Origin of the sequence: Enterovibrio litoreus, assembly GCF_045679545.1 — a bacterium.
Classification (GTDB): Bacteria; Pseudomonadota; Gammaproteobacteria; order Enterobacterales; family Vibrionaceae; genus Enterovibrio.
Genome location: NZ_CP166195.1, coordinates 710,908 through 732,522, shown reverse-complemented (window position 1 = coordinate 732,522; position 21,615 = coordinate 710,908). Strand labels below are relative to the sequence as shown.

Genomic DNA, 21,615 nt, shown 5'->3' with positions numbered 1-21,615 from the left:
CTTGGTTAACGATCAAAAAAGCCAGCTTCTCGCTGGCTTCTTGTGTGAGATAAAGGGCGAATTAAATCAGACCAAGCTCACGTAATCGCTCCATCAAATAGCTGTGCGCGGTATAACGTTCTGACAACACCACGTCTGGCTTTGGATGCAAAAACAAAGGCAAAGAAATGCGTGATTTACTCATGTCTGCACCTTGTGGGTTCACCACACGGTGGGTGGTAGAAGGGAAGTAACCGCCCGACGCCTCCTGAAGCATGTCGCCAATATTAATAATAATATTACCGAAGTCACACGGTACATCTAGCCACTTTCCATCTTTGCCTAGCACTTGCAGGCCGGGTTCGTTAGCAGCAGGTAAAATAGTCAGTAAATTGATGTCTTCATGCGCGGCGGCGCGAATCGCCCCTGGTTCTTCATCACCTTGCATTGGCGGGTAATGTAGGACACGCAGCAAGGTTTTCTCGCTACCGTCAATCATGCTTGAAAGCGACTGAGAATAACGGGCGGAAACCTCTTCAGGAGAGTGCGTTTCTACCCAAGAAAGAAGCTGTTGAGCAAACCCATTGGCTTGATCATAGTAATCTTGTATCTCGTCTTTCAACGAATCTGGGCACTGCCCCCATGGGTAGTAATGAAAGAACTCTTTAATGTCTTTTTTCTGTTGGCCCTTGGCAACTTCGGACACGTCTGACGGAAATAGACCGTCTTGGGTTTCAGGGTTAAAACGAAACCCCATTTTATCTTCACTGTTGAAGAATTCCTGCCAGTTCGTGTAGATAGAGGCAACGAGGTCTTGGCTGATGGGGTGGTTTTTAAGTACGCCAAATCCGGTATTACGCAGGGATTCAACGAAACGCGCAGCCGCATCGGGCGCGTTGAAATCGACGGCTTCCAATTTCATGATGATTCACTTTCTTTTGAGTTGTTATTGTAAGCCGCAATTCTAGCAGTTGACATCTCTAGAGCAACGCTACGGGCTCAGAACATTGCGCTAGGTAGACAGTTTTTGATAGCACACTAGCTAGGCTTATTCGCCCAAAGGAAGCAAGATATTACTCCCTCCGTTTACACTGTAAAAGCTAACCGACACAGCGAAGTTTACTGGCCGCTCGTTGCTGGGATTGCCACTCGTCGCGCAATACCCCGTAACGCAAGGAGTCAAAATACTCCCCCTGATAGAAACGCACTTTACGAATGCGCCCTTCTTCTTGCATTCCCAGCGCCTTCGCGCACTTCATCATTCGAGGGTTTCCAGACCAAGTGGTCAGGCCTATGCGTTCCACGTCGTATTGTTCAAAAAGATGAGATATCCACAAGGTCAGCGCTCTTCGCCCAATTTGCTTGCCCCAATGCGTCGACGTGAAAAGGGTTATCCCCACTTCTAGCCAACGGGTAGACTGCTCTTCCCAATAGCAAGAAAGGTAACCAACCGCTTCACCTTGATAATCAATCACCATCGCGGTTTTGGCTTCTTTGAGGCGCTTAAACAGATGACGACGAAATTGAAATTTTGATTGATGCTCTAGCGGAAAATAGGGCGCATCGTGTGCTTTCCACTCATTCTCCACGTAGATGAAGTGCCAAAGATGATCCCGTTCTTCGGTTTTGGCGGGGCGCAAGCAAATATCGTCAAATGTAAACATGCTGTTCCTTGTCATGTCGCCGCTATTGCGGTCTTTTTATCAATGTAACGTGAAGCGGGTGTGAATCAGGACAAACCAGTGATTGCTCCCTGCATGGGCATGTATCGTTAAAGCTATCCCTTCGTTCTATATAGCTAATAGGAAAATCAATCATCCTACTGAGATCTGATTCTCAATTTTGATTAGATGATAGTTACACCGCAACGACCCGAATAATGAGCGAGGCTCAAAACTAGTCATTGGACAAAACGGCATGATTTCCTACTCTTTTGATAGAGTGCGCAACAACTAGCATAAAATACCAATAGGCAACGCACCATATTTGGGGACATCTGTTATGGCGTTAACAGCACGGCAAGTCACGTTGATCACCAACAGTTTTCGTAAGGTAGAGCCAATTTCACTCCAAGCTGCGGAAATATTTTATGACACCTTATTTTCATATGACCCGTCTCTCAAACCACTTTTTAAAGGTGACATGAAGCAACAAGGTCGTAAATTGATGGCGATTTTGCATGCTGCTGTAAGCAGTTTGAACGCGACCGATCAGTTGCTTCCTGTGTTACAACAGCTTGCTAAAAGGCATGAAGGTTATGGCGTAAAAAAAGCACATTTCACGCCGGTGGGCAATGCGTTACTTCACACCCTCAAAGTGGGGCTGGGCGATGATTTTACGCGAGAAACGCGGGATGCTTGGGTCGCGCTGATTCACTTTGTGGCAGATACGATGAAAGCGGAAATGGCGGCTTAACGACCTTCACTCGCTCATTTCTTTCACCGACAAAAAGAGCCGCTAAACGGCTCTTTTCTATCGGTTTATATTTTCGGCGCAACTTATGACGTGACGACAATCGGCCCGCTAAACGCATTCACCGCCGGTGCTTCACCCTTGAATTTTTCATATTCAACCTGACAGGTATTCGCACTGCACGCCTGTGCTAATTCTGACGTACCGACATCCAACGTTACCGTGTTCGGGTCACCATAGGTATCAATCGCTCCAATTTCTGAGCCTGTTGGTCCATACCATGCGCCTTCTTGAATCCGAATCACACCAGACGGATAGTCATCAGATACCACCGCGCCTGCAATGAGTTGCCCCCTGTCGTTATACACGCGGATCAAATCGCCATCTTTGATGCCCTTGGCTTTGGCATCTTCTGGGTTGATATAAGCAGGTTCACGCCCTTGCACTGTGTAGGTTTCGCGGATAGCTGGCGACTCACACATTTGGGAGTGAAGGCGCTTGTCCGGGTGACAAGATTGCAGCCAATAAGGGAAAGCTTTCGAACCCGGGCCACCGTGTGAACGCTCTGCTTTTTCAAACCACATGGGATGCTCTTGGCAATATTCATAACCATAACTGCCAATTTTACGGCTGGTGATTTCTATAAACCCTGACGGTGTGCCTAACGGGTTGAGCTCGGGATCTTCGCGGAACAATGCGTGTCGGACAAATGTGCTGCCCTCACCAAAGCCCACATAACCATCTTTCCAGAAGGTCTGGAAGTCTGGCATTTCAAAGTTACCCTTGTTAGCGACGACACATTCGTCATAGAGTTTTTGAACCCACTGCATTTCGGTCATATCTTGCGCGTATTCTTTGTCTTTTCCAATGCCAAAACGCTGTGTCAGTCCTTTGAAAATCTCAAAGTCTGTGCGCGACTGATAAAGGGGATCCACCAGCTTATGCATGGCAAGTATGCCTGTGGCGGAATAAGCACCATACAAATCAATGTCATTCCGTTCAAACTGGGTACACGCTGGCAACACGATGTCTGAGAAACGGCAGGTGGCGGTCCACGCAAAATCAATGGTCACTGCGGTTTCAATGTTGTGGTAGGCCTTTTTCATTCTGTTGTGATCTTGATGGTGGTGCCAAGGGTTATTACCACTGACGACGACCATCTTGATCGGTGGCAGCTTCACTTTGCTGCCGTTGTAGTTGATCTCTTTGCCCGGCTCTTCGATCGCTTCTATCCAGCGAGCAACAGGAATAGTGCTTGAGTAGCCTTTAAAATCTTCATTGTTGTGAAGCGGTGTCATGCCCGGATCAAGATTACGCGGGAAGCCCCCTGGCCCTGCGGCGCCAGTGGCAGGTTCGCCGATACCACTATAGTGGTGCGCATAAGAGACACCGCCACCCGGTAGGCCAATCCCACCCAGCATACTGGCGATAACTGCCCCCATCCAATAGGGCTGCTCACCATGCTGTTGACGCTGCACGCTCCAACCAAACATGATCTGTGTACGTTTGCTGGCTAACATACGGGCAAACTCGCGAATTTTGTCTGCTGGTACACCACAAATCGCCGCAGCCCATTCAGGGGTTTTCTCTACTTTGTCCTTGGTCTTGCCCATCACGTAATCCACGAAGGGTTCAAAGCCAAGGCAATACAGTTTAATAAAGTCTTTGTCGTAGAGATCTTCGGTATACAAGGTGTGTGCGATACCCAACATGAACGGCACATCAGTTTGTGGGTTGATACGAAGATGATCGCAACCGAGATAGTTCTGCGTCTTGCTCACCACAGGATCGACGGAGATCACCTTGATGTCACCAGACGCGACCTTGTCTTTCAACTGTGCAAAGTAGCCATACACATCATGGGTAGGACACTGCCAACCCACTTGCGCATTTTTGACAGGATCATTCGCCCATATGATGATCTGCTTAGCGTTTTCCAACACCAACGACCAAGAGGTTTGCTGCGCATACACTTCGGTAGAGCCGAGTACATACGGCAAGATGGTTTGCCCTGCACCGGTTGAATAGTCACCGATTTTCTTCACAAAGAAGCCATGCATGGCAATGGCCCGCTGCATATGTGTGGTACAGCTATGGAATTGGCCGGTTTGACGCCAACCCGTTTGACCAGCTAACAGGCCAGACGGGCCATAAGTTTTCTGTACTCGCTCCAATTCGCCATAAAACAGATCCAGCGCTTGATCCCATGTGACACGAATAAATCGGTTATCGCCACGGGTAGTATTCCAACCTTCGCTTTTCTTCAACCAATCTAACCGTACCATGGGGTATCTCACCCTCGATGGGTTGTAGATCAGGCCTTTGATACCGTCGAGCATTTCAGTAGGATGTTTATCGTGACTGAAAGGCACCACTTCGGCTACCTCACCACCCACGATACGGGCGCGGAAGGCCCCCCAGTGAGAGCCTGACGTACGCCATGCCCCCTCTAGTAATTCAGTATTTGCTTTTGCATCTGAGGCAACAAGGAGACTGGGTCCAATTGCGACCGTTGCACTAACAGATAACATGCGTTTTAAGAAAGAGCGTCGATTCATCGCCATGCCGTTATCCCTCTTAGTGGTCTGCAAAGGTGCTGGAGTGTTTTTGCAGGTACTTAAGTACCAGCGCCTGTGTCGCCTGATCGAAGTTCACAAAGCCCATCATTCCATCGAACATACCCGGCCAAGTATTAGCGTCAAAGTGTGCTACCGCAGGCTGGGTATGACACAAACTACAGTTGGTGTCGTAGGCTTGTTTGGCTTCAGTCCAAATAGGATCAATGTTGTCTAGGAAGTCTGCTTTTTTGACCCACAGATCGACTTCCACACGCTGCCATGTCAGACCGGTCAGTTCATCTTCCTTGGTTTCAAACGTTCTCACGTCGGTGTTACTCTGCGCCACCGCTTTGGACAATGCAGCTGACGCGATATTTAAACCAAAGTCTTCATAAATCACACGACCAAAGCCTTTCATTTTACGCCAGCCCGTCAAGGCCACTTTCACGGACTCCTCGCTGTCATCTAACACTGTCACCATGGTGGCTGGCTCCAAAACACCGCCGTCTTGCGTAAGGTTTTGATCGACATACATCTCAAGGAAGTTAACGCTATAGACAGGTTTGTCTTTCTCGTAGTTGGTGCTGTGAGCCTGAGAAATCAGCTTACCAAGCATACCGCCTGTTGAATCCATTTCAGCAGGAAGCTCGTGGGCAATCCCTTTGTGGCAATCAATACAGCTTTGATCCCGTTCAGCAGCTTGTGTCATTTGCAGACGCGCAGCGGGGCGCATATTTTCTATCTGCATGCTTTCGTACTTGTGACACGTTTTACATTCAGCCGAGCCATTGGCTGAAAATCGTGCCCATTCATGCTGAGCAAGTTCTAGCCGCTTATCGAGGAATTTTTCACGCGTGCCTATCACGCCAAATACTTGCGCAAACACTTCTTTACTGGCTTGCATTTTGCGGGCGATTTTGTCGGTCCAATTGTGAGGCACATGACAATCTGGACAGGTCGCTCTCACCCCAGAGGTGTTTGACCAATGCACCGTGTGCTGCAATTCTGGGTACACGTTTTCACGCATGGTGTGGCATGAAATACAAAACTGTTCAGTGTTGGTCGCTTCTAGAGCAGTGTTAAAGCCCCCCCAGAAAATCACACCTGCAATAAAGCCGCCCAATGTAAGGGTGCCCAAACTGATTTTTGTTGCTGGGCGCCGCATGGTTGCCCAAAGTTTTCTAATAAATTCTTTCATCGATATCTGCTCTTGCTCATCAGGTCACCGAGTAGCGTTGGTGCGACGATCTGGGTGATTTTTTTGCACGCTTTCACGCGTCAAATTGGATGCAAAGTTTGGGTGAGATCTAACCGTGACCCGGAGGACCAAAAATAAATATCTGACTCATCCAAATAATGAAGCCATAACCGCCAATCAACACGACACTTAGAATCGGAAACAAAAAGATGGCGATGAAGCAAAACGCCCGCCACTCAAAGCTTCTTTTCTCCGGCTCCTGAACAATACTATTTTCACTCTGTTCCATAACGATGCCTCTCTCATCTGATGACGTCATCACCCGTCGCCACCAAGGTTTAATAATATTTACCCAACTAGTCTAGGAGACGGTGTATAAAAATGTGTCTCTTTATTGATGCAATGATTCATGCGAAGTTATTGATTACAGTACGCAAGAAGATAAAACTAAAAGGGAAATCCAGACTGGTTCAATGCTAAGAACACATTGAACTTGTCTCCTGTCCATCATTTTCCTATTGGCTATCTTTTTAAGCCGCAACTGGGTCGACATCTTCCCTGTCTGAATGGTCAAAACACCTCGCAAAAATGCAACACACTCCCACCCCTAAGAAAAAAGTTTAAATAACTGAAAAACATCGATATTCACTTTGCAATACCGGCGATTTTTCGCGGTAATAACTATCTGACACGCCAACTTTCTCGCCATCCCATCAAGCATTTACACTGTAAACTTTGTGCCAGGTAAGAATTCGCCACAACGGTGTTATGTTGGTCTATTATTTTTGATGTAACCCGTTATTTAGTATAAGAAAAACAATGAAACCAATTTCATCTCCGATTCTCTACCACATCTATGTTCGCAGTTTCTTTGACAGCAATGGCGACGGAGTTGGCGATCTCGACGGCGTTCGTGAAAAGCTCGACTACTTTGTGTGGCTGGGTGTCGATGGCATCTTGCTGTCACCGATTTTTGAATCGCCACTCAGTGATTTTGGCTATGACATTACAAACCTGCGCAGCCTCAATCAGGAATATGGCGACATTGAAACGTTTGCTTTGCTGGTAAAAGAGGCGAGGGAACGAAATCTTTTAGTCTTTTTGGATTTTGTGGCGAATCACACTTCCAGCAAACATCCTTGGTTTTTGGAAAGCAGTTCGAGCAATAACAACCCGAAAGCAGATTGGTACGTGTGGGCGCCAGCACGAAAAGATGGCACACCGCCCAATAATTGGCTAACCATCTTTGGTGAATCCGCATGGCGTTGGCACCCTACCCGTGGTGAATACTATTTACATAACACTTTGAGCAATCAACCCGATTTGAATTACCGAAACACAGAAGTAGTTCGACAGCTATTGGGCAATGCCCGCTTTTGGCTCGGCTTGGGCATTGATGGATTGCGTTTCGATTCGGTAAACCTGTTCCTGCATGATGACAAACTACGCAGTAACCCTTCGCGGCATTTAGGGTGGCAAGACGAAGCCAGGGCAGACCCTTATTGTTACCAGAGCCAACGCTACAACATCAGTCGCCCTGAAAATATCCATCTGCTTAAACAGCTTCGCGTGATTGCTGACAGCTATGAAGATAGGAAATGGCTGCTCGGCTCATTGAGCGATCCGTCGCCATATGCGGTGATTGATCGTTACACCAGCGAAGGTGATGCGCTGGATGCAGCCAATGTGTTTGAGTCACTCAGCATGTGCCATAACTTTCAACAGGTTGGTGAACAACTCAATGCCTTTTTCAATGCTGTACATCCAGGTCTTGGATGTTGGAGCACAGGAAATCATGATATCGCCCGTACCGTATCACGTTGGCAAGACGCCAATAACCAGCCGGCGTCTGCCAAATTGTTACTGACAATGCTGTGCAGCTTACAAGGTGTCATTAGCATTTATCAGGGCGAAGAGTTGGGCTTGCCGGAAGCTAATGTCCCCCCTGCGGCGCGAAAAGATTTCTTTGGTCAGCAAATTATTGCCGACTATGTCGGCCGCGACGGTTGCCGGACACCCTTGCCATGGTCTCAAACACATGCCCATCTAGGATTTAGCGACAGTGCACCATGGCTTCCTGCCGCCCCAGAGCATGCAGAGCTAGCCATTGATGCTCAAATGTCAAACTCCCATTCAGTGCTCCATTTCACCCATGCCTTGTTGAAATGGCGAAAAAATCAACCAGCACTCCTTGAAGGAAGCTGCCGTGTGTTGGCATTCAATGATTCTCTGATGGTGCTGGAACGCCACCACGAGTCCCAAACCTTAATCATTGCATTAAACGGTTCAGCCAAAGACGCCACCATTCGGCTAAATTTACCTAATACGGCTACAACGATTGACCTGCCGCATATGGACAACGCCCCCTCAGAAGCTAACGGTGTATTGAGCCTCAAACCTTGGCAAGCGTGGGTTGGCGAGCTAAACCGACTATTTTAGAAAATGCTCATATATGAAAAAGAATTCAAGACGTTAACCGAGCATACTGTTGAAACAATAAACGGGCGATGATCGCGCTCTATCAGGGAAGCAAGAAAGAAAAATCACAAACAACCGTGTCGAATAAGGAGCAAGTAATGTCAGATCCCGTCGTGTCAGGTAACCAGCCAATCAAAGTCACCCTCGAGAAAGACAAGGAGTATTACTACTGCCAATGCGGACGTTCGAAGAATCAACCTTTTTGTGATGGTGCCCATGCGGGGACGTCATTTACCCCGCTCGCCTACAAGGCAGACAAAGACGGTGATGCATGGTTTTGCGCCTGTAAACACACTGGAAACTCCCCGTTTTGCGATGGTACGCATACGCGCTATACCGCTGATGATGTGGGTAAAGAAATGCCTGAAGTACAACACACAGATGCTGCGCCTGCCGCAAAAGCAACACCAGAAGAACCGTTTGTTGAACTTATCCACCAGTTGGCGAAAGAGGGCTTAAGCAAATTTGGTCATCACGGCCCGATGACTTCGATGGGCGTGCCACGCTACAAACTGCCCGAATGGGATCAGATCCAAGTTATGGTGGCGCAAATGGCAACCAAGCCGCTGCTGGATGATGTTCCCGTTTCAACAGAGTTGGTGATTGGCCCGCGGGCGAAAAAACCGCTGACACTTTCTACCCCACTGTTTGTGTCTGACATGAGCTTCGGTGCGCTGTCAGAAGAAGCCAAAGTGTCTCTAGCGATGGGCGCAGAAAAAGCAGGCACGGGGATTTGCTCAGGCGAAGGCGGTATGTTGCCCGAAGAACATGCGGCGAACAGTCGCTATTTCTACGAATTAGCCAGCGCTAAGTTCGGGTATAAGGAAGATCTGCTCAAAGGCGTTCAAGCGTTCCACTTTAAAGGCGGACAAGGGGCAAAAACGGGGACAGGCGGACATCTGCCAGGGGTTAAAAACCACGGTAAAATCTCCGAAGTTCGTGGCATTCCCGAAGGCACCGATGCTATCTCCCCTTCAACCTTTGTCGATTTGCACACTTCGGCTGATTTTGCGCGTTTTGCTGATGAGGTGCGTGCAGTAACAGGCGGCATTCCTATTGGGTTTAAGCTCAGTGCCAACCATGTGGAAGCGGACATTGGCTTTGCATTGGATGCTGGTGCGGATTACATCATCCTTGATGGTCGTGGCGGTGGCACAGGCGCTGCACCGACCCTATTTCGCGATCACATCAGTGTGCCGACCATTCCTGCTTTGGCTCGTGCTCGGCGCTTCTTGGATTCACAAGGCGCTAGCGATGTCACCCTTATCATTACAGGTGGTCTTCGTTTGCCAAGTGATTTTGTCAAAGCGCTGGCGTTGGGGGCTGACGGCATTGCTATTTCTAACAGTGCGATGCAAGCCATTGGCTGCATTGGTGCGAGAATGTGTAATTCCAACATGTGCCCGGCAGGTATTGCAACCCAAGATCCAGAGCTGCGTAAACGCCTCAATGTGCAGAAATCCGCAGAGCAGCTTTATAACTTTTTCACCGCCTCAACACACTTAATGCAAGTGATGGCAAGAGCGTGTGGGCATGATGATCTGAGTAAATTCAACATCAATGACTTGGCGACATTCCACAAAGACATGGCAGAATTGGCGGGAATTCACTATTCAGGTGCAGGCCCGACGAATTTGTAACGCCAGACCGCGGTGTATTTAGTGGTAGATGTAAATGGCACAAAATTAAAGAGGCAGGGTATTCCTGCCTCTTTCGCTTTCTGACGTTGTTTTAAATATTTATGGCGTAACCACCAGCAATGGCGTAGTTTCGCCCACCACAGAGCGCTTGAACGCTCTTCCATCACGATCAAATAAGTGGCAGTAATCTTCAGGGAACTCAATACAACGCTTATCGCCAGCGCGTATTGTGGTTTGCCCTTCTATGCGAATAACTACGGGATCAGCGCTTTGTGGCGTACTGAAATACATCAGGCATTCGTTGCCCAATTGCTCAACCACACTCAACTCCACACCACCTTCTTGAATCGCGTCCTTCTCGCCAAAGCGAATGTGCTCAGGACGGATACCTACCACACATGGGTCTCCCACACTGGCACCTATCGTATTCGCCGCCACCGAGATTTCTTGCCCACGGTGAATTTGTACCCGCGTGGTGGACTCACCCACTTCGACAATGTCAGCCGTTAAGAAATTCATCTTCGGTGAGCCAATAAAGCCCGCGACAAAAGTATTGGCCGGATGGTTATAGAGTTCAAGCGGCGAACCCACCTGCTCTACTCGCCCGGCATCCAATACCACGATCTTGGTCGCCAATGTCATCGCTTCGACCTGATCATGGGTCACGTAGATCATGGTTGCGCCTAGGCGATCATGCAATCTGGCAATTTCCATGCGCATTTGTACACGCAGCGATGCGTCCAAGTTCGACAGTGGCTCATCGAACAAGAACACTTTTGGTTCACGAACAATGGCGCGACCAATCGCCACTCGCTGACGCTGACCACCAGACAGCTCTTTCGGTTTACGTTCCAGTAATGGCTCTAATTGCAGCGCGGCAGCAACCTCACGCACTTTCTCATCCACCGTTTTCGGCTCTGTTTTTGCCAGTTGCAGGCCAAATGCCATGTTTTCATACACGGTCATGTGCGGATACAGGGCGTAAGATTGGAACACCATGCCTATGCCACGCTCTGGCGGTGGCAGATCGTTGCACACTTGCCCTTCGATCAGCAGTTCTCCACTGGTGATATCTTCAAGGCCCGCGATCAAACGCAATAACGTGGATTTACCACACCCTGACGGCCCAACAAAAACCACAAAATCACCGGATTGAATGTTTAGATCAACGTCTTTAGTGACATGGACTTTGCCGAACTTTTTATTGACTTTCTTTAAAATGACCTCAGCCATAATGCATCCTTACCCGTCTGATTTTATTGCAAATGCCGCCTGATACGGCGGTAGGGATACCGACCCATTCTCTAAGTCGAACGAGAAACCATGGCCTTCTAATGCTTGCCAGTTTCCTGCTGGTAGCGCCATGTTCATGGAAGAATCGGTAAGGTTAAACACCACCAATACACTCTGGTTGGCAGTCGAGCGAACAAAGCGCAAGCCTTGAAGGTTCGACGCCAAATCCGTGAGGTCACCGTTAACCAGTGCGGGTAGATGCTTACGCCAACGCAAATATTTGCGGTAATGTCCCAACATGCTGTTTGCATCTAACTCCTGTGCATTCACCGCTAATGTGACATGGCGGGGATCGACAGGTAGCCAGGGTTCTGCTTGACTGAATCCCGCATTTTGCTCGTTCGAATTCCAAGGGATGGGGGTACGGCAGCCATCGCGCCCTTTGTATTCAGGCCAGAATGGAATGCCATACGGATCTTGAATTTTATCGAATGGAATATCGGCTTCAGGCAAGCCAAGCTCTTCACCTTGATACAAACACACACTGCCTCGTAAAGAGGTCAACAGTGCGAGCAACACCTTGCCATAGGCCAAAGGATCGGATTCATCTGATCCCCAGCGTGACAGACAGCGCACCACGTCATGATTAGACAGCGCCCAGCAAGGCCAGCCGTCACCGATTGCTGACTCAATGTTCTCAATCACGGATGCAAGATAAGCCGGTGAACGATGAACATTGAGCAGATCGAAGGTGTAAGCCATGTGCAACTTGTCGTTATCACTGGTGTATTCCGCCATCAATGCCAGTGGATTGTCGTCGCCAATTTCCCCCACTGTTGTGATGTCTTCATACTGATCCAGTAACATTCGCAATCGCTTAAGGAACGCCATGTTTTCAGGTTGCGAGATATCGTACTTATGCTTTTGCATGGAATACGGATTCGTGCCGGGTACGCCCAATGATTTACTGTCTCCCGCTAACAACGGGGGGTTGTCACGCAGTTGACGGTCATGGGTATAAAAATTAACCGTATCGAGACGGAAACCATCCACCCCCAAATCAAGCCAAAATTTCACGGTATCCAATAGGTGCTCAACCACATCAGGGTGATGGAAGTTGAGATCGGGCTGGCTCACAAGAAAGTTGTGCAGGTAATACTGCTGACGACGACTTTCCCATTGCCATGCGCACCCGCCAAAAATAGATAACCAATTGTTTGGTGGTGTGCCATCGGGCTTAGGGTCAGCCCAGACATACCAATCTGATTTGGGGTTGTCGCGACTGACACGACTTTCCTTAAACCAAGCGTGTTCATCCGACGTATGACTCAGCACTTGATCAATCATCACTTTGAGCCCGAGATCGTGTGCGGTTGCGATCAACTGTTTGAAATCCTCTAGTGAACCAAACAGGGGATCAACATCGCAATAATCGGAGACGTCATAACCGAAGTCTTTCATTGGTGATTTAAAGAAGGGAGACAGCCAAATCGCATCCACCCCTAATGCGGCAACATACGGAAGCTGCTGAGTAATTCCCGGCAAATCACCGATACCGTCTTGGTTTGCATCATAAAAGCTACGCGGGTAGATTTGGTAAATGACCGCACCGCGCCACCAATGCAATTGTTGTTGATTCATTTCGTGTGTTATCCCTTAACTGCGCCTGCGGTGAGGCCAGAAACAATGCGGCGCTGGAAGACCAGAACCATGACAATAAGTGGCACAGTGACAATGACCGACGCCGCCATGATGGTGCCCCACGGCAGTTCGTACTGACCCGCTCCCGAGATTAACGCGATGGCCACAGGGACCGTACGTTCTTCGTTGGTAAGGGTGAAAGTCAACGCGAACAGGAACTCATTCCATGCCGCAATAAACGCCAAGAGCCCCGTGGTGACCAACGCTGGCCACAGCAAAGGCATCAACACTTTGGTGATGATTTGCCATGGCGTCGCGCCATCCACAATGGCCGCTTCTTCAAGTTCTAACGGCAATTGCTGCATGAAGGTCGTTAACACCCACACAGTGAACGGCAGCGTGAAGATCATGTAGGCCAATGCAAGGCCTGGCATGGAGTTGTAAAGCCCCAAGCCACGGATCAGTTCAAACAATCCTGACAGCACAGCCACCTGCGGGAACATGGAAACCCCCAGAATGGTGAGCAGCACAATGTTGCGACCACGAAAGCGAATACGCCCAAGTGCGTAGGATGCGGTCACACCGAGCAGTAGCGAGATAGCCACCACCACGGTTGAGACGCCCACGGAGTTCAACAAGTTTCGCCCAAACGTGCCGCCAGAGAACACCGACGCATAGTTACCCCAGTCAAAAACCGACGGGAAATATTCCACCTCAAACAACGCTGAGCCCGATTTGAACGAGGTGACGATGGCGTAGTAGAACGGAAACACCGAGAACAACACGATCACTGAGACCAAGAGAAAGAACCCAAGTCGCCAATACCATTTTTTAGACATATTAGGTTCCTCCATTCATGTTTCTACGCCCGATGTAGAGGTAGAAAATGGTGCATAGAGCCACGATCAAGAACAACAAGGTCGATGCCGCTGAGCCGTAACCGACGTCTTGGAAATCCACCAGATTTTGTCGCGCGTAGATTGACATCGACATTGTGGCTTCGTTAGAGGGCGTCAGCACGTAGATAAGATCGAAGACTCGTAACGCATCGAGCGCTCGGAATACCACGGCCACCATCACTGCAGGCATGATCAAAGGCAAGGTGACCTTGAAAAACACTCTTACAGGGTGAATACCGTCTATCCTTGCTGCTTCGTAGCAATCGGAAGGCAGCATTTGCAAGGCGGCAAGCACCAAGAGCGCCATAAACGGGGTGGTCTTCCACACATCAACTGCAATAACCACATTGAGTGACATGTCGCTGTCTGCTGTCCATGCCAATGGCGCAGCGATCAACCCGATCGTCATCAGAAAGTCATTCACGATCCCGAATTGATCGTGAAGCATCCATCCCCACATTTTTGCCGAAACGATGGTGGGAATCGCCCAAGGGACAAGAACCGCTGCACGAACTAAGCCCTGCCCTTTGAACTTGGTATTGAGTACCAAGGCCACAATGATGCCAAACACGGTTTCTAGGCTGACTGACACCACAGCGAAATACAGGGTATTCCACACAGACTGCCACCAAGTGGGATCAAACAAGATGCCGTAATATTCGCCGTCTTCATAAACGAAGTAGTTATCAAACCCAATGAATTCCGCCGTACCACTGCCGTCAAGGGTCGCGTTGGTCATGCTGAACCAAAGGGTTCTTAGCAACGGCCAACCAGCCACCATAACAAGGGTGATGATCATGGGTGTGAGAAACCACCAAGCGGCGCGTACGCGTTTTCGCGTGAGAGCGCTGGTCTGTTCCATAAGATTTCCTTTTAAATGCTGCTGTTAGCCGCTCAATGCACCTAACAGCAATAATGACACCTTACCAACGACCACCGCGGCTAATGCGGTTAAGATCTTTTTGCAGTTTCGCCAACGCCGCATCGGCGTTTTGACTGCCGGATAACACGCTATGCGTAGCATTCCAAAACGCATTGGATACTTGGTTATACTTCACGCCAGTCGCGGTTGACGGACGCGGCGTGCCATTGGCGAAGGTGTCATAAAGGCTGCCGAAGAACGGCACAGCCGTCAGCACTTCTTCATCGGAATAGAGGGATTCAATGGTAGGGTTATAAGAGCCTACAATCGCGCGACGTTTCTGCTCTTCTACTGAAGTCAGGTACATTGCAAGGCTTGCTGCCAGCTCAGGATTTTTAGAATATTTGGAAACCGCCAATTGCCAGCCGCCAAGCGTACCGGAATGACGACCGTCTTCACCGCCTTTTGGCAATGCAACCACGCCGATCTTGCCTTTAACAGGAGAATCTTCGCTGTTGCCAAGTGACCAAGCGTACGGCCAGTTGCGCATAAACACGGCATTGCCCGTTTGGAAAACACCACGCGCTTCTTCTTCACCGTAGTTCAACACACCAGGAGGAGAAATGGTATCCACCCAACCGGCTGCGGTGGTCAATGCTTTCTTTGCATTGTCGTTGTTGATGGTGACTTTGCCTTTTTCGTCAACAATCGTGCCGCCATTGTATGAAGCCACCCACTCCAATGCGTCACAGGTTAAACCTTCATAAGCGCGACCTTGCCAAACAAAACCCCACATTTTGTCATTGCCCGCTTCACGCTCCGCTTTCATGATCTTTTCAGCCGTCGCAGTCAGCGCCTCCCAAGTTTCTGGTGCTTTCTCACCATACTTTTCGAGCAGATCCGATCGATAATACAGCACGCCCGCATCGGTAAACCAAGGCATGGCGACCAAACGATCTTTCACTGTGTTGTTTGAAATGATAGCGGGGAAATGGGCTTCTTCAGCGCCATTGGAATAGGGCTTCAAATCCACAAAATGATTACCAAGGATGCCCGGCCAGATCACATCAATCTGAAACACATCAATGTCGTCAGCGCCCGCAGCCAATAACTGCTGATAGAGGGCAAGACGCTCTGTGGTTGAATTTGGCGTAGTGATGATTTTTACGGTATGACCTGTTTCTTTTTCCCATGCAGCAACACCTTGTTGACAGAGCTCTAGCTCTTGGCCAACAGCACCACACGAAATAGAAATGGTCTCGGCATAAGCACTAACACTGAGTAAGGCTGAAGCAACGACGGCTCCGAAGATTGCACGTTTCATGAAGAACTCCCTGTCGCGTCATCCCGGGTTTACCCCTTTTTTTCCGTGTTCCACAATGATGAAGGTACCTCAAGCTCAGAAGATTCAGAGCACAGGGGATCACCGTGGTTCACAGATAAATCAGGGTAGGATTTTCGACCGATCAGCCAGCCTATGGGGACAGAGGTGTAGAGTGCATTATCCAAAAGAACACGTTGTGTGTTCGATGCCTCATCTCGCGAGCGCGCTTTTGCGCAAAGCTCCGCAACTTTTAGCACCTGATACCAGCTGTCGAAACCATTTAAACGCGCAATCAGTTCCAGCGCTTGCATATGACTACATTGCAATAGGCGCTTTTGTTGTTTGGCTTGCCGCTTAAAGGCTTTGAGATCTGAGTCAGTCAGGGTCTTGGATGTCACAGTGTTCCCTATGGATCATTGACCGGTGAAAATACGCGCACAGCGGCCCACTCACGGCATGCATCCCTTCCGGGTGACAACCAAATTCTTAGAAATTATTGGATGGTGGATATTGCGCTTGCTTTGCCTTCGTGGGCGGCGGGCCGATATCTGCGGCACACTCTAAACGCTAGCATTGCGTTTACATTTTTGCAATATATCGAGTGTGACCAGACCCTCACACTCACACATTCGAGAGTTTTGCCGAAATTATAGACAAAAAAAACGAGCCATCAGGCTCGTCAAAGGGTTAGCAAATCAATGCATCGGGCGAACCCGAATGCCAATAGGACAAAGGTATCTATTCGCCTTCAATCCTAGTAGTCACAAAGAGTTCCAATGTCAGAGTTTTGTCAAAACATGGTCATTTCTGTTAACCACCTGCAGCAACTTCATCTAAAACACTCAGGACTGAGCTGTCTAGATGACCGTCATACACCTGACGACAGACTTTACGTCGAACAGCGAGACCCGAGATAAGTCGCTCAATCGAGAGGTGTTTAACGTCCTGCTGCTCATTGTAAAACTCAATGGTACGACTTAAGGTTTCGTAAGGCATGATATCGCCATCAACCCGCAGCCAATCAAGCTTGTCCATAAAGGCCTGACATTCTTCCGCAATGGTGGCGGCAGGATGCCCTGTCATGGCTGACAATGCAGTAATACTGCGCTGTAGCGCTTCTGTGGACGTGTATTTCGACAACGTAATGGTCAACTCATCAGCATTGATCTCAACCAAGTGTTTACGCTGCTTAACACGACGGCCCAAGCGCCCTCCACGTTTCTCTTTACGTTGGATCGGCTCAAACTCTCCATCGATGATCCCGGAAAGCTGATCAAGGTCTTGCTTGGGCAATATTTCATTACGCAGCGGGTTTGGCATGGTAGGTGCCAGAGATCGTTTCCCTTCGTTGTAGGTTTTCGCGCGTGAATATCGGATCACTTCATCAACGTTACACTTGATGTCGATCCTGAAATCCGAATGCTTCTTGTCATCATCCATGCGTGACACGGTGAGATGGTAGCCATATAAGTTGAGCGCGAACATATCTTCTGTCTGAGTCTCTTTCTTGGCCATTTTCCGAAGCTCTCGGATCAGATCACTCGAAAAACGCCGCCATTCGATGTTTCTAGCGATTTTCTGGTTGAGGTCACTCAATGTCATCGAATCTTCTAATCGACGCGACATACGGCTTCTGAAGAGACTATAGAGCTGAAATACCAAGGTATGTTGGCGTAGGATCTCTGGTGGGAACAAGAAAAAGTAGTCACGAGTCATTAGCTCTTCGAAAAATGAAGGCTCCCAAACCAGAATATAGAGGTTTGGTTTGATCCGGATTTCACCATCATCCCCTTCTCGAGGTGCTTCTTCAGATGCCGTGATCGTTCGGGCAATAAATCGAAAACGATCACTTTTGAACCCCTCAGGCATGTTCTCACTGAGCCATCGGCCCGTTAATTCATGCAATTGAAAGTCAGTAAATTCAATGCGATCAATACTTTCACGAATCGAATCTCGCGCTGGACCACTATCTTTCTTGCCACGTAGCGATAGAATATCAGTGATATACACAGGGGTTTTGTTTCCAACCTTCTGTGTTTGCAGCTCATAGCTTGGCAGATGATGATCATGATATTGGACGGTTAGCGTAAACAACGCAAAAAGAGTCATCAGATCGTCAACAGTCATGATCGACTTGGAGGATCGTGTTTCAATGATCGCTTTGCTGCCACTGATTGCAACCATCGATTTTTGATAGCTTTTTTTCGTCCGCGGTGGGGCTAACGCCTGATCTATGATGCCTGCCCAGCTGGTGGGAGATATCAAGATTTGATCTTTTTCATCGGGCATGAGTGGGGGCGTGCCCAGGCCATGTTCGCTCAATAGCTGCTTGTTCACATGGTTTTGAGCCAAGGCTTTGGAGCGTTTTTGTTTCTCCATTACCTTCGTCTTTTCTGACTGAAGGCCTGATGCTCCCAGTACCGATATTAGTTGGCTAGGATTCACAAAACGGTGCAGCATGGTTTTTCCAGCAAGGCCCTCTTCAAAACGAACGCCTTGTTGGGTAAATAATCCGATTTGAACGGCTGCTCTTAAACGCTGTTGGATAGCTGCTCGGGTTAGATGACCATCGGTTGCTTCGATCAATTCGGTGGTTGATACGTACCCATCTTTTGATGCGAACCCACGTAATGAAATTAAATTCAGTAGTTCAAGAATGCTTTTGGTTACACCCTTAAAATGTTCGTACTGAGGTAACCAATCAATCAACTGACCATGAACTTGAAAAAGATGCCCATCTTTGTGGGATCGTGGGGCTGTGATCAGTATTTTTTCCGTGGGACTTGAGGCCATTTCGCCACAGCTCCTTGTTAAGCCGAAGTGTTATCAGAATACATATGGCCGTAATTAAGCCATCTTTCCGAAAAGATTAATAGAAAAAATTCAAGAATGAAAGATCTTTTTTGAAGATGCTTTTTAACTGATCTTATTGATTAAAACTGATCTTATTGATTATATGATCTTATGATCAGGGCGATGATAAGCTTCTAACTAACTGATAAATAATAACTTAAAAAGTGACCCTATCGTAACGATGATCATGGTTTAGTCGGAACAATGATCATTAAACACTTGAAAGCATGATCATTACTTGTATGAAACGATGATCATCGACTTAACGAAAACGTGATCATCATAAGTTCAAAAGAATGATCATGGTATCCTCACAGGTTATCCACAGATGATTTTTTCAAATATGTGTATATCGCATCTGTTTACACTGTTTGTCATTACTTCGGTCTGAATTGTCGACGGAAAGATGATCATGAAAGTGTACTTTAGAGTCGTTTTTTCATGTTTACGGTCGATTTCTCTTCTTTGCTGTGCAACTTCCCGTGACATTTCCACTTCTGACTGTCGTTTACACATCAATTGAAATTGCATCAAGCGTATTTTAGTCAGTCCGGCATATGTGTCCGAAGCCCGTAACAATGATCAAGCTAAAGCCGCTGTATTTCAATTCAGTTATGCTATCTGAGCCCAAACGACCATGGACATGACGTTTAGTCGTGGGTTCTACGTTCGATTCAGTGTTGAAAAGGCATGAGCCGTAATTTAGACGGCATCCGTCATCGTTCCGAGTCGCTATTTATATGATCTTTCATCGTTATCTTGCTTGATCATTTTTTCGAGAATCAAAGATCCAACAACTCACCAAATTGTTGTTTTGTTGACCTCAAACATGCCTTGATCATCGTTCCTTTTTCGTCATTTTAGATCCGGACCAATGATCAAGGAACCTTAATGTCATTCATATCCAAACAGAGCTGCATTGCTATCTATCTTGATCATCGTTCCCAAAAGATGATCAAGACAATGGGTTACGGCCCGTTTTGGGATGGCTAGGCAGTGTTTTACAGGAAGAAATACGATAGAAATACTCAGACTGAAGTGCAAAATGCAGTGACCGTAATCTAGCGCTCCATTTTCACCGTTCCGGAAGATTCTGAGATTATAAGCAACAATTGTCGGTTTACATTGTAAAAAGGTGACGCTGTAACACTTTAAAAGTGACGATATTCAGCCGTCAACTAGCCACAATTTTTTGCGCAGATTTTCAATGATTTGTCATAAGGTGAGCGTGATCTTAATTATTTAGCAGCGCGTTCAGCTTTTTATTGTAAGTGCTGTATTATGCTGTACACTTTGTTTCAGTTCTCTTTTATGGCGAAAAGAAAAATGAATAGGGAAAAGACGATAGAAAACCTGCAATCTATTGCAGAGCAAACAAAACAAGTGCAGGCGGACCGAATTGAAATCGTGATGGAAGAACGTCACGATCAATTGTTTCCTCCTATGTCAAAAGCCTTAATGGAAACTCGCTCAGGGTTGACGCGCCGCAAGCTCGACGAAGCGATCACGCGTATGGAAGAAGCGGGACATCAGTTCACCAAGAACAACGCCAACCATTATTCTATTACCCTAGATGAAGCACATCAGATCATGGAATCCGCCAACATGCCGGCATTCCACCAAGGAAAAGGTGCCAATCATAAGCCTTGGGTAATCAATATCCAGAATCAAAAAGGTGGCACGGGTAAATCGATGAGTGCAGTGCACTTGGCGGCTTGCTTGGCGTTGAATCTTGAGAAACGATACCGCATTTGCTTGATTGACCTTGACCCACAGGGGTCATTACGTCTTTTCCTAAACCCACAGATCAGCGTGACAGAGCAAGAAGGGATTTATTCTGCTGTCGATGTGATGCTTGAGAACACGCCACAAGACGCTGACAAAGAATTCATGATGAAGAATGTGCTGTTGTCGACACAGTATCCGAACCTGAAAACCATCGCGGCTTTCCCTGAAGATGCTATGTTCAACGCAGAAGCTTGGCAGAATTTGGCGACCAATGGCTCGCTAGACATTGTTCGACTTCTTCAAGAAAAAGTGATTGATAAGATTGCTGACGAATTCGACGTGATCATGGTTGATACAGGTCCACACATTGATCCCTTGGTGTGGAATGCAATGTACGCGTCGAACGCATTGCTGATCCCTTGTGCTGCGAAGCGCCTCGACTGGGCATCGACAGTTAACTTTTTCCAGCATTTGCCAACGGTTTATGAAATGTTTCCTGAAGATTGGCCAGGACTGGAATTTGTTCGATTGGTACCCACCATGTTTGAAGACGACAACAAGAAGCAGGTTTCTGTTTTGACGGAAATGAACTACTTGTTGGGCGATCAAGTGATGATGGCAACGATTCCGCGCAGTCGAGCTTTTGAAACGTGTGCAGATACGTATAGCACTGTGTTTGATTTGACGTCACAAGACTTTGAAGGCGGCAAGAAGACACTTTCCACCGCACAAGAAGCGGTTCATCGTGCCGGACTGGAGCTTGAGCGCGTGCTTCACAGTCACTGGTCGCAACGCAATCAGGAGTGATTA

16 protein-coding genes are annotated in these 21,615 nt (G+C 47.9%); 4 read left to right on the top strand and 12 right to left on the bottom strand.

The window, feature by feature from the left end:
• Positions 1-61: 61 nt before the first annotated feature.
• Both AB8599_RS18680 and AB8599_RS18675 read right to left on the bottom strand, forming a co-directional pair.
• A complete protein-coding gene (locus AB8599_RS18680) occupies positions 62-901 on the bottom strand; it encodes an isopenicillin N synthase family dioxygenase (RefSeq protein WP_407334404.1) in 840 nt (279 codons plus the stop codon).
• A gap of 178 nt (positions 902-1,079) precedes the next feature.
• A complete protein-coding gene (locus AB8599_RS18675) occupies positions 1,080-1,643 on the bottom strand; it encodes a GNAT family N-acetyltransferase (protein ID WP_407334403.1) in 564 nt (187 codons plus the stop codon).
• 337 nt (positions 1,644-1,980) lie between these two features.
• Here AB8599_RS18675 and AB8599_RS18670 point away from each other — a divergent pair, with 337 nt between their 5' ends.
• Positions 1,981-2,394 (top strand): globin family protein, encoded by a 414-nt coding sequence (locus tag AB8599_RS18670; protein ID WP_407334402.1) that lies wholly within the window; start codon positions 1,981-1,983, stop codon positions 2,392-2,394.
• A gap of 83 nt (positions 2,395-2,477) precedes the next feature.
• Here AB8599_RS18670 and torA read toward each other — a convergent pair whose 3' ends face one another.
• The 3 genes from torA to torE form a co-directional block, all read right to left on the bottom strand.
• On the bottom strand, positions 2,478-4,955 hold the full coding sequence (gene torA / locus AB8599_RS18665; protein ID WP_407334401.1) for a trimethylamine-N-oxide reductase TorA: 2,478 nt from the start codon (positions 4,953-4,955) through the stop codon (positions 2,478-2,480).
• A gap of 13 nt (positions 4,956-4,968) precedes the next feature.
• Positions 4,969-6,147: a pentaheme c-type cytochrome TorC gene (gene torC / locus AB8599_RS18660; RefSeq protein ID WP_407334400.1), complete on the bottom strand. Its 1,179-nt coding sequence runs from the start codon at positions 6,145-6,147 to the stop codon at positions 4,969-4,971.
• 109 nt (positions 6,148-6,256) lie between these two features.
• Positions 6,257-6,436, bottom strand: coding sequence for a trimethylamine N-oxide reductase system protein TorE (gene torE, locus AB8599_RS18655; RefSeq protein WP_407334399.1), 180 nt, complete (start codon positions 6,434-6,436; stop codon positions 6,257-6,259).
• Positions 6,437-6,966: 530 nt separating this feature from the next.
• Between torE and AB8599_RS18650 the strand changes: the two genes are divergently transcribed.
• Both AB8599_RS18650 and AB8599_RS18645 read left to right on the top strand, forming a co-directional pair.
• On the top strand, positions 6,967-8,586 hold the full coding sequence (locus tag AB8599_RS18650) for an alpha-amylase family glycosyl hydrolase (protein ID WP_407334398.1): 1,620 nt from the start codon (positions 6,967-6,969) through the stop codon (positions 8,584-8,586).
• A gap of 137 nt (positions 8,587-8,723) precedes the next feature.
• Positions 8,724-10,265 carry a glutamate synthase-related protein gene (locus AB8599_RS18645; RefSeq protein ID WP_407334397.1) on the top strand — a complete coding sequence of 514 codons (1,542 nt, stop codon included), beginning with the start codon at positions 8,724-8,726 and terminating at the stop codon, positions 10,263-10,265.
• A gap of 99 nt (positions 10,266-10,364) precedes the next feature.
• Here the strand turns inward: AB8599_RS18645 and AB8599_RS18640 are convergent, their stop codons facing one another.
• The 7 genes from AB8599_RS18640 to AB8599_RS18610 all read right to left on the bottom strand — a co-directional run bounded on the left by AB8599_RS18640 (position 10,365) and on the right by AB8599_RS18610 (position 19,017).
• Complete coding sequence (locus AB8599_RS18640; RefSeq protein ID WP_407334396.1) at positions 10,365-11,498, bottom strand: ABC transporter ATP-binding protein; 1,134 nt, start codon at positions 11,496-11,498, stop codon at positions 10,365-10,367.
• 9 nt (positions 11,499-11,507) lie between these two features.
• Positions 11,508-13,139 carry an alpha-glucosidase gene (locus tag AB8599_RS18635; protein WP_407334395.1) on the bottom strand — a complete coding sequence of 544 codons (1,632 nt, stop codon included), beginning with the start codon at positions 13,137-13,139 and terminating at the stop codon, positions 11,508-11,510.
• Positions 13,140-13,147: 8 nt separating this feature from the next.
• Positions 13,148-13,978 carry a carbohydrate ABC transporter permease gene (locus AB8599_RS18630; protein ID WP_407334394.1) on the bottom strand — a complete coding sequence of 277 codons (831 nt, stop codon included), beginning with the start codon at positions 13,976-13,978 and terminating at the stop codon, positions 13,148-13,150.
• 1 nt (position 13,979) lies between these two features.
• Positions 13,980-14,900, bottom strand: coding sequence for a carbohydrate ABC transporter permease (locus AB8599_RS18625; protein WP_407334393.1), 921 nt, complete (start codon positions 14,898-14,900; stop codon positions 13,980-13,982).
• 61 nt (positions 14,901-14,961) lie between these two features.
• The gene (locus AB8599_RS18620; RefSeq protein WP_407334392.1) at positions 14,962-16,224 is read right to left on the bottom strand and encodes an ABC transporter substrate-binding protein; all 1,263 of its coding nucleotides are present in this window, start codon (positions 16,222-16,224) and stop codon (positions 14,962-14,964) included.
• Between the two features lie 29 nt (positions 16,225-16,253).
• Positions 16,254-16,622, bottom strand: a complete 369-nt coding sequence (locus AB8599_RS18615; protein WP_407334391.1) for a hypothetical protein — start codon at positions 16,620-16,622, stop codon at positions 16,254-16,256.
• Between the two features lie 412 nt (positions 16,623-17,034).
• The gene (locus AB8599_RS18610; RefSeq protein WP_407334390.1) at positions 17,035-19,017 is read right to left on the bottom strand and encodes a replication initiator protein RctB domain-containing protein; all 1,983 of its coding nucleotides are present in this window, start codon (positions 19,015-19,017) and stop codon (positions 17,035-17,037) included.
• A 1,386-nt stretch (positions 19,018-20,403) separates the two neighbouring features.
• On the opposite strand from AB8599_RS18610, the gene AB8599_RS18605 reads away from it, so the two are divergent.
• Entirely contained in the window at positions 20,404-21,612 is a 1,209-nt protein-coding gene (locus AB8599_RS18605) for an AAA family ATPase (protein WP_407334389.1), read from the top strand.
• Positions 21,613-21,615: the final 3 nt, after the last annotated feature.

Coding starts and splice junctions, on each gene's coding strand:
- AB8599_RS18680 (WP_407334404.1), bottom strand. CDS start 901: ATGAAATTGGAAGCCGTCGATTTCAACGCGCCCGATGCGGCTGCGCGT.
- AB8599_RS18675 (WP_407334403.1), bottom strand. CDS start 1,643: ATGTTTACATTTGACGATATTTGCTTGCGCCCCGCCAAAACCGAAGAA.
- AB8599_RS18670 (WP_407334402.1), top strand. CDS start 1,981: ATGGCGTTAACAGCACGGCAAGTCACGTTGATCACCAACAGTTTTCGT.
- torA (WP_407334401.1), bottom strand. CDS start 4,955: ATGGCGATGAATCGACGCTCTTTCTTAAAACGCATGTTATCTGTTAGT.
- torC (WP_407334400.1), bottom strand. CDS start 6,147: ATGAAAGAATTTATTAGAAAACTTTGGGCAACCATGCGGCGCCCAGCA.
- torE (WP_407334399.1), bottom strand. CDS start 6,436: ATGGAACAGAGTGAAAATAGTATTGTTCAGGAGCCGGAGAAAAGAAGC.
- AB8599_RS18650 (WP_407334398.1), top strand. CDS start 6,967: ATGAAACCAATTTCATCTCCGATTCTCTACCACATCTATGTTCGCAGT.
- AB8599_RS18645 (WP_407334397.1), top strand. CDS start 8,724: ATGTCAGATCCCGTCGTGTCAGGTAACCAGCCAATCAAAGTCACCCTC.
- AB8599_RS18640 (WP_407334396.1), bottom strand. CDS start 11,498: ATGGCTGAGGTCATTTTAAAGAAAGTCAATAAAAAGTTCGGCAAAGTC.
- AB8599_RS18635 (WP_407334395.1), bottom strand. CDS start 13,139: ATGAATCAACAACAATTGCATTGGTGGCGCGGTGCGGTCATTTACCAA.
- AB8599_RS18630 (WP_407334394.1), bottom strand. CDS start 13,978: ATGTCTAAAAAATGGTATTGGCGACTTGGGTTCTTTCTCTTGGTCTCA.
- AB8599_RS18625 (WP_407334393.1), bottom strand. CDS start 14,900: ATGGAACAGACCAGCGCTCTCACGCGAAAACGCGTACGCGCCGCTTGG.
- AB8599_RS18620 (WP_407334392.1), bottom strand. CDS start 16,224: ATGAAACGTGCAATCTTCGGAGCCGTCGTTGCTTCAGCCTTACTCAGT.
- AB8599_RS18610 (WP_407334390.1), bottom strand. CDS start 19,017: ATGGCCTCAAGTCCCACGGAAAAAATACTGATCACAGCCCCACGATCC.
- AB8599_RS18605 (WP_407334389.1), top strand. CDS start 20,404: ATGAATAGGGAAAAGACGATAGAAAACCTGCAATCTATTGCAGAGCAA.